This window comes from uncultured Fibrella sp. (assembly GCF_964250085.1).
In the GTDB taxonomy this organism is placed as follows: domain Bacteria; phylum Bacteroidota; class Bacteroidia; order Cytophagales; family Spirosomataceae; genus Fibrella.
On the sequence record NZ_CAXUEC010000003.1, the window covers coordinates 194,030 to 206,782 of the forward strand.

A 12,753-nucleotide genomic window follows, 5' to 3' on the forward strand; every position below is an offset into this window, starting at 1 on the left:
TTAGTCGTCAGTGCGTGGCTCAATCCATGTAGGCTTCAGACCGCCCGATTTTCAGCTTCTGAGTGGGCCGGAAAATGGGGGTGGCTCACACGAGCGTAGTTTCTAAAAGAAAGTTTCTGTTTCCTGAACTCTGTCTCTCCACCGCTGCAATAAGCGTTGCATAAGCTCGTCAGACTCCTTGATAGACGTTGGCTTGACCATAAACTGATTAGCCCCCAGAAACAGTGCTTTGTTTCTTTCTAACTCCCGGCCCGCAGTCGTTATCATGACGATATAGATGTGCTTATATGCCTCGTCAGCTCGTATTTGGCTCAAGGCTTCAAACCCATCCAGGAGGGGCATATTTACGTCAAGTAAAATCAACTCCGGCAACTCCCGGCATTGCGCCAAATCGTCTAATAATTCTTCTCCATTTGACAAGCAAATTACTTGATAAGTTGGAGCGTGCTTATAGAGTTGTTCGCGGAAGAATAACTGATCATCTTCATCATCGTCGACCAACAGAATGATATTGCTTTTTGGCTGTTCCATAATTATAAAGAGTAACCACTTTTTGGCCAGGCATGTTTTTTATGACCACATTGAGGCTACCGCTGGTAAGTCATTGGGCACGACGGGAAGAAGAGCGGGCACGTGAGTGATGAGCTGATTTTGGTCGCGGTGACTGCTATGTGTAAATAAACGACCACTCAATATTTTAGCATAAGTATGCACTCATGATAAAATATTGGGTGGTCGTTTATTCTTAAAGGCTTTAACATCAATAATGTAGCAACCTGATTAGATAAGATATGGAAGCATAGACCGGGTTGGGCCAAGCTTCATTAAAATTGAAAGTAGATAAATTGATTTGAGGTAAAGACGCCGAAGAAATAGATCGTTACAAGTAACAAAAGCATTAACAGGTAAAACCGGATAGAATGCCGGGTTGGAATGGTCTGGTAGTAATATTCTTTTACCAATAGCAGACCAATCAGTCCAACACTAAACCACATTTCAATATTGTTTAACGAGGTAACGACAGGGTCGGAAAAGGATAAGGTAGCAATTCGGTATAAAATCAGGAAGGCATCGTGCACGGTAATAGCCCGAAAAAATACCCACGTGAGCATAATAAGTACGAAGGTTGTTAACCGGTTCGTGAAGACCCGGACTGCTGTAGTCGATTGACTGTTTTCTGATATATATCCTAAACGAGCTAACCCTTTATCCCGCAGTACAGCCATAATCTGGTAGCTACCATTTAGGCCGCCCCAGATTATGTAGGTCCAGTTTGCACCGTGCCACAGACCACTCGCCAAAAAAACAATAAATAGATTCAGGTATTGCCGTTCCTCTCCCCTACGACTGCCACCCAGCGGGATGTATAGGTAATCCCGAAACCAGGTAGAAAGTGACATATGCCAGCGTCGCCAGAACTCCGAAATAGATTGAGCAAAATAAGGCGCGCGAAAGTTCTCCATCAGGTTGAATCCCATCACGCGGGCGGCTCCGATGGCAATGTCTGAGTAGCCGGAGAAATCGCAATAAATTTGAAACGTAAAGAAGAAAGTAGCCACTAACAGTGTCAGGCCGTTGTGTTGCTCGGGGTGACTATATGCATTACTGACAACCATAGCCAGTCGGTCGGCAATGACCAGTTTTTTAAAGAAACCAAAGGCCATCTGCATAAGTCCGGCCTTTACATTCTCAAAATCATAGTTAAAATACTGGTGAAACTGCGGTAAAACGTTCTGCGGCCGTTCGATAGGACCAGCAACTAATTGCGGGTAGAACATAACATAAAGGGCATACAGCCCAAAATGGCGTTCGGCTTTCTGATTACCCCGGTATACCTCGATGGTATAGCTCATAGCCTGAAACGTATGAAACGACAAGCCAATGGGCAAAATATTGATAACGCTATCCTTAAACGCTGTTATATCGCTCTGACCGAAGGCGACAAGCACCTTGATGAATAGCTGATTGGATAGAGTGGTTAGTAGATCGGCCAGATGCGGTAACTTCAGGAGGTCGAACAAGCCAGCAATATTCTCAGTAAAAAATCCGAGATATTTGAAAAAGGCAAGAATACCCAGATTAGAAATTAGCGAGATAATCAGTAGCCGTCGCCGGGCGGACCCTGAGGTACGCTCAATCCAGATACCAGCGATGTAATCAATGACAATGGTTAGGCCCAGTATTAAGATGTAGGCGGGCTTGAAAACCATGTAAAAATACAAACTCGCTAGCAGTAATAACCGCCAGCGCCCCTGCCACCCTAACTGGTAATAGCCAAGAGTGACAATCGTAAAAAACAGCAGAAACTGGAGCGAATTAAAGAGCACTGATTGGGAGATTAGGGTCAATTATGTGGTTCATGCTCCTTACCCAAACATCAATGCCAGCCTGGTTCCAGTGGGAATCAGAAGGATGATAGTAATAACCTCCATTCTTGCTAAACCGCTCATACAGACTAATTACACCCATCTCAAGAGCGGGGTGTTGTTCAACTCGTTCAATAAGATGATTGTAGGCCGACCTGGTAGGCTCGATGACTGAAACGGGATTAGGAATGATAGACAGATAAACGGCCTTGTAGCCTTTTTGTAGGGCACGCCGATTGAGCCGATTCAGATTGGCGACAATGCTATCGACCTCAACCGAATCGAGGGCGGCGAATGAACTGGTTTTTTCGCCTAATAACGTTTCTTTAAGATAGAGGTGCTGTTTGTTGGCCGAAATGCCAACTCCATCTGGAACCCGGTCAAAGTAACGAAAAGCCAGAGCCGCCCTTGCCTCTTTGAGTGGCCTTAGGCAACCGTAATCAAAAACAAAGTATTCCAGATCGGTGGAGGAGTCTCGGCAAAAAGCGCGAATAAGCCGCATGCTTTGCTGCTGTAGCCAACTCAAAGAGTTAAGGCTTACGGGTACGGGTCGGGCAGTGTCTATTGTCGTTGACCCTAAGCGAGCCCGGACGTAGCGTTCTGCCGTTTCAAGCACAAGTACAGATTGATACTGCGCATCTGGTACAGTTAATTGGTTGGTCAGAATACCCTCAACTTCGCCCAATGTAAGCTCGTTAACATGGGTAAATGCTGAGGATTGTAGCAGCGCAGCACCTTTGTAGGAATCTCCCAGAATACATAGATTATAAGGCTTCCCTGGCTGAATGCCCGCCAAATCGAGCGTTTGAGAATGGGTCTGGTATGGCATCCGAAACGTAGGGATGAACGAAATGCCATACAAATCGCCAAACCGGAGTTTATCAGAAGCAAATGGATGGTTGGATGGAAATTTATCCCGAGCCATAACAAAGGCTTTCACCAATGATGGCATAAAGCTGACTACATATAGGCTGCTGAGAAAAAGGATCAATAAACTCGCCAGTAGTTTACGGTAAAATGATGATCCCATATTTAGGAGGAGCGTTACTGTTTTATAAACAGGGTAGCATTACCTGTTGCTGACAAAGATCAAGTGCCGTCTTGAGGGAAGCAAGTACTAAGTAAATATATTTATGTACTTAAGTGTGATTAGTCAAGTGAAGCTATTGGTCACATCAGATGAAAACGATTTTTGTAAATAATGCAAGACGACCATGAGCGGTGCTGAAAAGTGCCGCTCATGGTCGTCTTGCGCCCCTGTTTTAAGTAGAGGCAGGTTTTACGGAATCGGCTACAGATTCTGGTTTGAAAAGGACCGTCAAGACCCTACCACGACTGGAGCGCTCACGAAGTGAGCCAGCTTATATAGCTCATTACCAACACCAGTCTGACCTATAGCTGTCAGCCAACTCTGCCGGGATACGGGACGTGTACACGGTCCATAAGTGAAAATCCTGATATGTCTACGTTGCGATTCTGCCCGTAATCTGTTTAGTACGTCTTGCAGGAGTTGGCCCTCGAAGGGGGTATACAGGAAGAAGACAGTGCCGGTGGCATAGTTGGCGGTTCGAGCGTCTGCCTGAATGAATGAAACGTTGGGTACGTTTAAATCGGCCGCACATGCGTTTGCGTACGCGCAATAAGCGGGTTCTACTTCTACACCGTTGGCGGTAACTCCACTGAGAAGATGGACCAACAGTGAAACTTGCCCCAAGCCAGAACCCAAATCATAGAAAACATCTTTTTCCGTGAACTGGGCTCGCTCGATCAGGTCAAGAATGACCCGGGCGGGTGTTTTTTGGTAGTGCACCATCTGCGGCTCCCGTTCAATGGTTTCCTGCGGAAGGGTTTGGCCATCAAAAAGGCTATTGGTAAAGAGATCGAGGTTATCGTAGCCGATTTGCTGCTGCGCCTGCCGACCACCAGAGCAACGCCCGACGTACGTATCAATCAGATGTAGTAGCGCTGCACCCGAACAACGCCCCTGTCGAATTGCTTCGCGCAATCGCCGGAAAAGGGCGATATCGATGGCTTCCAGTTGGTTCTTCAACTGCTCCGCAGCCTGCTGTAGAGCAAGCAATTCGGCTGGTGGGTTGGCCTGTTGGCATAGCCCGTCAAGGCGATCGATGACGTGAAACTCAAGGAAATCCAGGGCGGCTATCCGGCTCGCAAAATTTATTTCCTTCCAGAGCGAAATGTTTTTTTCAACGGTCTCAATATCAGTCCGAATTTCACTGATAACCATAGTTATCGAATTAACATACTGTTGAGAAGTACGCGTTACTGTAGACGCTCCTTGCTAACGTACCTGGATGGCACAGACTGGCAACGGCCAGGTACGTTAAAAAGAGGGCCGCATCGTTGGCAGAGTAACCGTTTCCCACCAGTAGCTGCGCAGTTGCTTGAAATATTCGATCCAGTCGGGAAAGACGGTGGGCTTCACCAGATAGGCGGAACCCCCTCTGTTATACGCCTCTGTAATATCAGCGTTCTCGCTGGAACTGCTCAGCAGCACAACGGGAAGTTGATTGAACGGCGGGTCCATCTCTCTGATGTGAGCCAGTACCTTCCAACCCTGGCTGCGTTCGGGAAGGTACAAATCCAGCAACACAAGCTTGGGCATCTCCCACTCATCCCGTGCCCATTCAACCAGCAGGTCGTGCGTTTCCTCATAGCTGGTGGCCCGTATAGGCGATACCTCGGGCAGAACCTGGGCAATGGCCTGCCGAATTAATAGCCAGTAGTCATCATTGTCCTCAACTACTAAAATGCGGGCACCTTTGAAATTAGCTCTGACTGTATCTTTGTCCTGAATGTATGCCATAATACCGGTCGGTCACTTACCAAAATGGAATAATAACAAAAATCTATAGAATATGTAGACATTTTTTAGCTACTGGGACAAGCGGGCAGGCATCTGAGCGTTTACGCTAGCGGTCAACGCTGGGTCACAACACAAACCAATGTACTCTGTACAACCAGTTACGAGGGGTCAATAGGTAGTTTGGCCAGACCACGCAGACTGGCAGAGGCGAAGTAGATGGGTGGCTCGTCAACGACGCGCATGTTCGGTAGTCTATTCAAAATAACTTTCAGAGCTACCTGGGCTTCCAGCCGGGCAATACTGGCACCGATGCCATGATGGAGGCTACCACCAAAATCCATGTTCTGTTTTGCTGAACGGTTCAGGTTCCACTCGTCTGGATCGACAAAAACCTGTGGGTCTCTGTTGGCCGATAACAGGCTACTCATAATACGGCTCCCTTTGGATAGGGGTTGCCCGGCCAGGGTTGTATCCTGGCTCACCGTTCGCCAGCGTATCGGTTGGGGCGGATCAAGCCGAAGGCCTTCTTCCACGAAGTTAGGAATCAACGCGTCATTAGCCCTTAACTGATCGGCAAGATGAGGCTGGCGTACCAGTGCATTGACCAGATTGACCAGGATTATGCTAGCCATAGACGTACCTGCGGTCCAGATCAGTTGCATCAGACTCACCGCCGTATCGAATGACAACTGACCAGTTTTTACCTGTTCCAGGAGTAGATCACTCATCTGGTTGCTAGTGCGTGCCGGTAATTGCTTTAAATAAAATTGAAAATAGCGCTCCAGATCAGCGAGATACCCCATGTCGTATAAATGGCCGGTCAATGTGGCCTGCAACGATTCCGATTCCATTGGCCTTAGGCCCAAAAAATGGCCCATCACCGACTGAACCAGAGGAATTGCCAGTTCATCAACAAAATCAAACGATGACCGGACCACCAATGCATCCAGCCGGTGATTGACTTCATTCGTGATATACTCTCCCAGATCGGCCATTGCCTGCGGTGTAAACATAGGCTGTAACAGGGCACGTACCTGTGGATAGTCGGGTAGTTTAGTATTCCATAAAGTCGGAGCAACTAGCTGGTCAGGTACGTCAGAAAACAGGTCGGGCCGTTGACGTACGTAGTTCACATCCTCGTTATGAAGAAGGAGCCACGCTTTATGCTGCGGTAAAAAACAGATACGATGCTGCCGACGCAGGTAAGCAAATACCGCTGGTGCATTGTTTACCGTGTTCGAATCGAGCAGGTGTAGCCGTGGCAAGATATTGATCGCTCTATGTGCCCTGATCAACCGGGGTTGTTTTCGCCTGCGAAGTAGCCGTTTCAATTGCCGGGTAGTGGTTTGGAATTGATGTAATTCAACCGATCCGATATCTATTGAATCGACTGGCTGAATGTTATTTGGCCAGCTAAAAACCGACTTATGGGCGTTAGCAGTCAACAGAAGAGGCAGTCCAATATGGGTTATCACCAGTTGACGACCCTGTAACGCAGCCTGTATGGTTCTGTATGTCAGAATGGGCAAACACATCAGTTCGTACCAGACACTGGTGTCGATCAGAGTCTGTTTTGGAATTAGCTTGCCTGCTGTTGCTGAATAAAAATCGCGTCTCAAGGGGAGCGGTGTAACCTGATTGAGCTGTTCCCGGATGCGCTGATGGTGCTTTCTAAGGAGCGCCGTGTGAAGCGGGCGAATCGGGTCTGGAACTGGTTGGTGCCAGTCAATCGTGTTCTCATTCAGGAAAGCCGTGGCCTGGTCTTTATCGGCTGATCGGCAGATGACGATTACGCTGTCTGCACTAGTTTCATGAGTAGGCCATAACCCAACCGGGCAGGCTCGGCAAAGTGGCTGTGCCTGATCTAGAGACACGCCAATCGATAACGTGATGTAGTCTTTATCTTCTTCATGGCTGGCTAGTTCCCAGGCTGCACACAGGCGCATGGCATCCTGGCGAGTCAACCCGCCCGCTGCGTACGCTGCGGCAAACTCACCCAGGCTCAACCCAACTGTTGCGTCGGGGAGTAGTCCTTTTTCTGCCCATAGATCAGTCAGGGCTAGTTGAATGGTCAGGCTCGTGAAGGTGACCTGTTTTCCGTCCGCAAAAAAATCCGCGCTAAGTGGCCCTGCAAAAGCAGGCAGGAGGTCGTAGCCGGTGGCGTCCAGAAAAAATTGGCAGCATGCCTGTGTCGTTGCGCGAAAGACAGGCTCCTTCTCATACAATACCCGCCCCATTCCTGGCCAATGTTTGGCAGGGCCATCATACAGAAAGAGCAACGATTTTTGGGGCTGCCGGAAGGAATGGACCAGGTCAGATACCCGCCGGACTGAGGCGTGAAGCACGCGTTTAGTAAGGGAGGGAATAGCCTGAACATGTAAACTGAGGTGCGGCATTTTGTAAATTCGGCTTATGGAGCCGATAGATCAGCCAGGGGTCTGCAAGTAGAAGGACTACGCTTGTGAGCAGTGAAACTGACTGACACTACTTAAAACGAATAAAATAACATATGAAGAAAGATAAAGGTAGCCTATAGAGCTAGTCCGGTGAATGTTTGTCTTTACATATATACTGAGTGGATTGTTGATCAGGTACAGGTGAGTGGCTGGGCAGTAGTAATGCCTTGATTTCAGGTACGTGACAAATCAATAATGTACATCGCCTGGATTTGCTGATCAGTGCTGTTTTTTGACGTCTGTTACTGCCCGGTCTGTCATTGTCAGGATAATACGCAAACTTGCGGCTGAACAAATGTCAACGAAAGATGACTTCCACTGATCTGACTACCCTCTTCCCCACCGATCTGTCTCAAATTCCGGCGCAGTATCGCATTGAACCCATTCACCAGCGCGAGTACCTGCTCAACGGCGAAATGATACCCTGGACGGGCAAAGTATCCGACGTGTATTCGCCTGTTTGCCTACCCATTTCATCAGACGCATACACTCTGGGTACGTTGCAACGGCAGCTAGTCGGTTCGTTTCCGGTAGCCGGACCAGCCGAAGCAATGGCCGCCCTCGACGCCGCCGTGGCCGCCTACGATAATGGGCGGGGAGAATGGCCTCAGATGTCGGTAGCGGGGCGGATTGCCTGTATGGAAACCTTTGTCGGGAAAATGCTGGCCCAACGCTCGCTGGTGATTAACCTCATCATGTGGGAAATTGGCAAGAACCTGGCCGATTCTACCAAAGAATTCGACCGGACAGTGAAGTATATTTACGATACCATCGATGCGCTGAAAACGATGGACCGCAACTCGTCGCGGTTTCGGATCGAGGAAGGTATCATCGGGCAGATTCGCCGGTCGCCGATGGGCGTTGTCCTGTCGATGGGGCCGTTCAATTACCCGCTCAACGAAACCTATACGACGCTGATTCCGGCTATTCTGATGGGTAATACCATCCTGTTTAAAACGCCGAAGCACGGTTCACTGCTCCATTACCCGCTGCTGGAGGCGTTTCGGACGAGTTTCCCGAAAGGCGTCGTCAATTCGCTGTATGGCCGTGGAGCCGACGTTATTCCGCCCGTCATGCAGTCGGGTAAGGTAAACGTACTGACACTGATCGGGTCGAGCCGGGTGGCAGATGAACTTCAGCGGCAGCACCCCAAGCTAAACCGGCTCCGGTCGGTGATGAGCCTGGACGCCAAGAATGCGGCGATCATCCTGCCCGATGCCGATCTGGATGTTGCCGTTCAGGAGTGCATCCTTGGCTCGCTGTCGTTCAATGGGCAGCGGTGTACGGCCATCAAAATCATTTGGGCGCACCGGAGTATTGCCGATCAGTTTCTGGCAAAATTCGGTCCGGCAGTGAGCAGCCTGAAACCAGGCATGCCCTGGGCCGACGGCGTACAGATAACGCCGTTGCCCGAACCCGGCAAAATCGATTACCTCACCAACTGCATCCAGGACGCCGTAGCGCAGGGAGCCGCCGTCGTGAACGAAGGCGGGGGCCAAACAGAAGCGTCGCTGTTCCGCCCGGCGGTGGTTTATCCGGTGAAAGAAGGCATGAAACTCTACCGGGATGAGCAGTTCGGTCCGGTGGTGCCGGTCGTTGCCTACGATGAGGTAAACGAGTTCATCGATTACCTGATTACGGACGACCACGGCATGCAGGCGAGCATTTTCGGGACCGATACAACGGCCATTTCGGCCCTGATCGATCCACTGGTTAACCTGGTTAGCCGGGTGAATATCAATGCGCAATGCCAGCGTGGTCCCGATACGTTTCCATTCACGGGGCGTAAAGATTCGGCCGAAGGCACTCTGTCGGTCGAGGATGCGATCCGGTCTTTCTCAATCCGTTCGGCGGTGGCAACCAAAGACACGGCAGCGAATAAAGAAATTCTGAATGAGATCGTGAGCGATCACAAGTCCGTCTTCTTGAGTACAAATTTTATTTTTTAAAGACATAGTCGTATTATTTACAGGTACGGCTTGAGTGTAAACAGCTAAGAAACTGCTGGCATACATATTGTAGAGGCGTGGTCGGGTGGACAAGAAAGCCACCCGGCCCACTATGAAGAACTGGCTACCAACCGCCGTTTCCTGCCTTCTATTTCTTTGTTTAACGTTTCCCCTCGCCGCCCAAACCTGGACGTTCTTTGGCGTATACCCGCAGTATTCTCAGACGGGACCCATCACCAAGCGTCTCAGTTACAACGTGTTTCTGTCGGCTACGAGCCATGCCACCTCACAGGCCGCTGAGTCGCCGGGAATAGCTATGCTGGCACTACAGTACTATGCCCAGCCGAGCCTGACGTATAAAGTCACCGAGAATATTCAGGTAGGACTGGGCTACGCGTATGTACGGCACAACCTGTTTGGCATTCGGGTGAACGAGAATCGGTTATGGGCGCAAACTCTGCTGACGCATGGCATCACCAACAGCCGGATCAGGATGAGTCATCGACTTCGCTACGAAGAACGATACCCGCTGCGCCTCTCTACGGATAAATGGTCGCTGGCACAACTAGGGCGTTACCATGTGGCGGCAACCATCCCGTTCTTCGATCCAAAACAACAGAAAACCGGCTGGTACGCTGCCTTATCCAACGAAGCATTCTTTTGCTTCTCGGGCGCAAAAAATAGTCCGATCAGTTCCAAGAATGCGTTTTACGGCGAAAACTGGAGCTATGCCGGGGTTGGCTACAATACGGGCCACTGGGGCAAGATCGAACTCGGGTATCAATACCAGGACCTGGTTCGTAACCCGGCTCAGGATCACAGAAACCTACATTTGCTACAGATTCAGTGGGCTACCAACTTTAGCCTCGATGGGCTGGCAACCTGGTTATTAACACCGCCTTTCTAATTCTTTGGCTTAATAATTGCTATTTTTTGGTTGCGAAGAGTACCCTCAAACTGCATTTCGCTATATTTGTTCTATTCTTTTTCCTAAAAAGCCGGAAATCGCGCGCTATACACCTGTCCGTCTACCATGAAACGCCTGCTAAGTCTTAGCTTATTGGCCCTACTGCTCTACCATACGCTGGCAACGGTGTGGGTGGCGGTTGGTGTCTGGTGGCAGGATCAGCACGACTTAACAGAACGACTAACCGTTTATTCCTCAGTGGATAGCATGGTCGAGTTTCAGGTTGTGTTAGGAGCAGGGCAAGCGCAGAAATTGGTTGAACAGACGTCGGAAGATGGTTTTGCGTATCATGGCCGGTTTTACGATGTGATCAGCCTGGACCTGAGGGGTGATACGCTTCGTATTTCGGGTATGGAGAATAAAGCAGCCCGTTTCTGGCAGCAGGACCTGCTGGCATTTGTTAAAAAGACGATCAATACGGCTTCTGGCGACGATACGCATCGTAAGGCGGGGCACTGGCTGAAATTATTGCTTAAAGAATACCAGCTAACCGATCGGTTAGTTCTCATTCCCTCTCTCTTATCGTGGCTGGTCGACGTTCGCATTGCCGACGCACCAATGGCCATGCTCACCCGCTATCTGGCGGTATTGTCTCCGCCTCCGCGCGGCTAATTGAGTCGTACTGTTTTGTTGTCCTCAGCAAATGGCGGTTGGTCAGGTACGTACCTGATGCCGACATAGGCTACGCAGGACTGTGTATCAATCAGTTACTCAATTAATCGGTCCAACTCTGCTTTACGGTACGCGGTAAACGCCGCTTAATACGCTGTTAAACAGGCTATTTTGTTACACTGGTAGGTAAACTGCTTTGTCTTTCCCGTGGATGTTCATATTGCATGGACGATCTGCATCTGGGCGAAGGCTGGCGGTGCTTGCTCAACGTGTATACGCGGATAGTCGCTGACAGAACGGTTGCGAACGTACCTGGAGCGGAACGGACTTTTTTCGTCCATGATCTCATTTCTAAAATACACCGGGCTGGCATCGCTAGGCCTGATACTGAGTACCCAACTGGCTACTGCACAAGGATGTGTGGCCGTACGTCACATGAGTTGCGCGGCCCCCGCGGGTTCGTCGTCGGCGTTCTTTAAACAGCGTACCGGCCACTGGCAGGTGTCGGCGGGCTACCGGTTTTATGAGTCGTACAAGCATTTTGTCGGCGATGTTGAACAGAAACAGCGCGTTGAACAGGGGACGCAGGTGATCAACACCGCCCACGCGCTTGACCTGGGTATTACCTACATGCCGTCTCTTCGGTGGTCGGTATCGGTCAACCTGCCGATTCAAATCAACGACCGTTCGTCGCTGTATGAGCATTACGGCAATCCGGCAGCAGGTAGTGGTATCAACCCCGACGCTAACCGTTTTCATACGAAGTCGAAAGGCATCGGCGACCTGCGCATTTCAACCAGCTACTGGCTGATCAACCCGGCCAAACTACCTAAAACCAATCTGGCTGTGGGTGTTGGGGTGAAACTCCCTACAGGTGATTATGCGGTTACCGATCAGTTTCACAAAAAGACAAAAGAAGGGGCCGATTATACGGTTACACTCCCCGTCGACCAGTCGATTCAGTTGGGCGATGGCGGCGTTGGGGCGAGTCTGGAACTTCAGGGATATTCGCAGCTCACCAATGGTCTGACGGCCTATGCCAACGGGTTTTACCTGTTTAACCCCCGCGAAACGAACGGTGTTAAGCGCAACCCAACGGCCACAACCATCGACCTGGTCACAGGTGAGTTTTCGGTGGCCGATCAGTTTGCGGCCCGGTTGGGCCTTAGCCAGTCGATTGGTTTTGTGCCGGGCCTGGCCGTGATGCTGGGCGGACGGGTAGAAGGCGTGCCGGCCAAAGATGCCTTCGGTGGTAGTCTGGGTTTCCGTCGGCCGGGTTATATCGTGTCTGTTGAGCCGGGCTTCTCCTATATGAAGCATGGCTACTCGGCTGCCCTGACCGTACCGGTGGCCGTGTACCGTAACCGGACCAGGAGCTACGCCGATCAACTCGATCCGCTTGGCCTGAAACATGGTGATGCCGCTTTCGCCGATTACCTGATCTCGTTCAACGTAAGCCGGTCTTTCTAGATCGCCCACTTCACTCTTTGGCGCAAGACGTCTGACTTTTTATAGGATCAGGAGCTTTCCGAACAGCGTTTGGAACGCCCTGCATCCTGTAAAAACAGCCACTACCTTC

The 12,753-nt window shown here is 50.1% G+C and carries 10 protein-coding genes; 4 read left to right on the forward strand and 6 right to left on the reverse strand.

Annotated features, from left to right (window positions below):
* Positions 1–102: 102 nt before the first annotated feature.
* The 6 genes from ACFE8Q_RS10300 to ACFE8Q_RS10325 form a co-directional block, all read right to left on the reverse strand.
* Positions 103–531 (reverse strand): response regulator, encoded by a 429-nt coding sequence (locus ACFE8Q_RS10300; RefSeq protein WP_375445304.1) that lies wholly within the window; start codon positions 529–531, stop codon positions 103–105.
* Between the two features lie 293 nt (positions 532–824).
* Positions 825–2,327, reverse strand: coding sequence for an MBOAT family O-acyltransferase (locus ACFE8Q_RS10305; protein WP_375445305.1), 1,503 nt, complete (start codon positions 2,325–2,327; stop codon positions 825–827).
* A complete protein-coding gene (locus ACFE8Q_RS10310) occupies positions 2,317–3,357 on the reverse strand; it encodes a hypothetical protein (RefSeq protein ID WP_375445306.1) in 1,041 nt (346 codons plus the stop codon). Before ACFE8Q_RS10310 ends, ACFE8Q_RS10305 begins: the two co-directional genes overlap by 11 nt.
* Positions 3,358–3,684: 327 nt before the next feature.
* Complete coding sequence (locus ACFE8Q_RS10315; protein WP_375445307.1) at positions 3,685–4,611, reverse strand: hypothetical protein; 927 nt, start codon at positions 4,609–4,611, stop codon at positions 3,685–3,687.
* A 96-nt stretch (positions 4,612–4,707) separates the two neighbouring features.
* Complete coding sequence (locus ACFE8Q_RS10320) at positions 4,708–5,190, reverse strand: response regulator (RefSeq protein ID WP_375445308.1); 483 nt, start codon at positions 5,188–5,190, stop codon at positions 4,708–4,710.
* A gap of 158 nt (positions 5,191–5,348) precedes the next feature.
* Entirely contained in the window at positions 5,349–7,535 is a 2,187-nt protein-coding gene (locus ACFE8Q_RS10325) for a cytochrome P450 (RefSeq protein ID WP_375445309.1), read from the reverse strand.
* 419 nt (positions 7,536–7,954) lie between these two features.
* Here ACFE8Q_RS10325 and ACFE8Q_RS10330 point away from each other — a divergent pair, with 419 nt between their 5' ends.
* The 4 genes from ACFE8Q_RS10330 (at position 7,955) to ACFE8Q_RS10345 (ending at position 12,644) form a co-directional block, all read left to right on the forward strand.
* Positions 7,955–9,595: an NADP-dependent glyceraldehyde-3-phosphate dehydrogenase gene (locus ACFE8Q_RS10330; protein WP_375445310.1), complete on the forward strand. Its 1,641-nt coding sequence runs from the start codon at positions 7,955–7,957 to the stop codon at positions 9,593–9,595.
* A 112-nt stretch (positions 9,596–9,707) separates the two neighbouring features.
* On the forward strand, positions 9,708–10,502 hold the full coding sequence (locus ACFE8Q_RS10335) for a DUF2490 domain-containing protein (protein ID WP_375445311.1): 795 nt from the start codon (positions 9,708–9,710) through the stop codon (positions 10,500–10,502).
* A 126-nt stretch (positions 10,503–10,628) separates the two neighbouring features.
* On the forward strand, positions 10,629–11,174 hold the full coding sequence (locus tag ACFE8Q_RS10340; protein WP_375445312.1) for a hypothetical protein: 546 nt from the start codon (positions 10,629–10,631) through the stop codon (positions 11,172–11,174).
* Positions 11,175–11,513: 339 nt separating this feature from the next.
* Positions 11,514–12,644 (forward strand): hypothetical protein, encoded by a 1,131-nt coding sequence (locus ACFE8Q_RS10345; protein WP_375445313.1) that lies wholly within the window; start codon positions 11,514–11,516, stop codon positions 12,642–12,644.
* The last annotated feature ends 109 nt before the right edge of the window (positions 12,645–12,753 follow it).

What these genes read in the sequence shown, in the direction of transcription:
- ACFE8Q_RS10335 (WP_375445311.1), top strand. Translation starts at nt 9,708, where the DNA reads ATGAAGAACTGGCTACCAACCGCCGTTTCCTGCCTTCTATTTCTTTGT.
- ACFE8Q_RS10345 (WP_375445313.1), top strand. Translation starts at nt 11,514, where the DNA reads ATGATCTCATTTCTAAAATACACCGGGCTGGCATCGCTAGGCCTGATA.
- ACFE8Q_RS10300 (WP_375445304.1), bottom strand. Translation starts at nt 531, where the DNA reads ATGGAACAGCCAAAAAGCAATATCATTCTGTTGGTCGACGATGATGAA.
- ACFE8Q_RS10315 (WP_375445307.1), bottom strand. Translation starts at nt 4,611, where the DNA reads ATGGTTATCAGTGAAATTCGGACTGATATTGAGACCGTTGAAAAAAAC.
- ACFE8Q_RS10320 (WP_375445308.1), bottom strand. Translation starts at nt 5,190, where the DNA reads ATGGCATACATTCAGGACAAAGATACAGTCAGAGCTAATTTCAAAGGT.
- ACFE8Q_RS10330 (WP_375445310.1), top strand. Translation starts at nt 7,955, where the DNA reads ATGACTTCCACTGATCTGACTACCCTCTTCCCCACCGATCTGTCTCAA.
- ACFE8Q_RS10340 (WP_375445312.1), top strand. Translation starts at nt 10,629, where the DNA reads ATGAAACGCCTGCTAAGTCTTAGCTTATTGGCCCTACTGCTCTACCAT.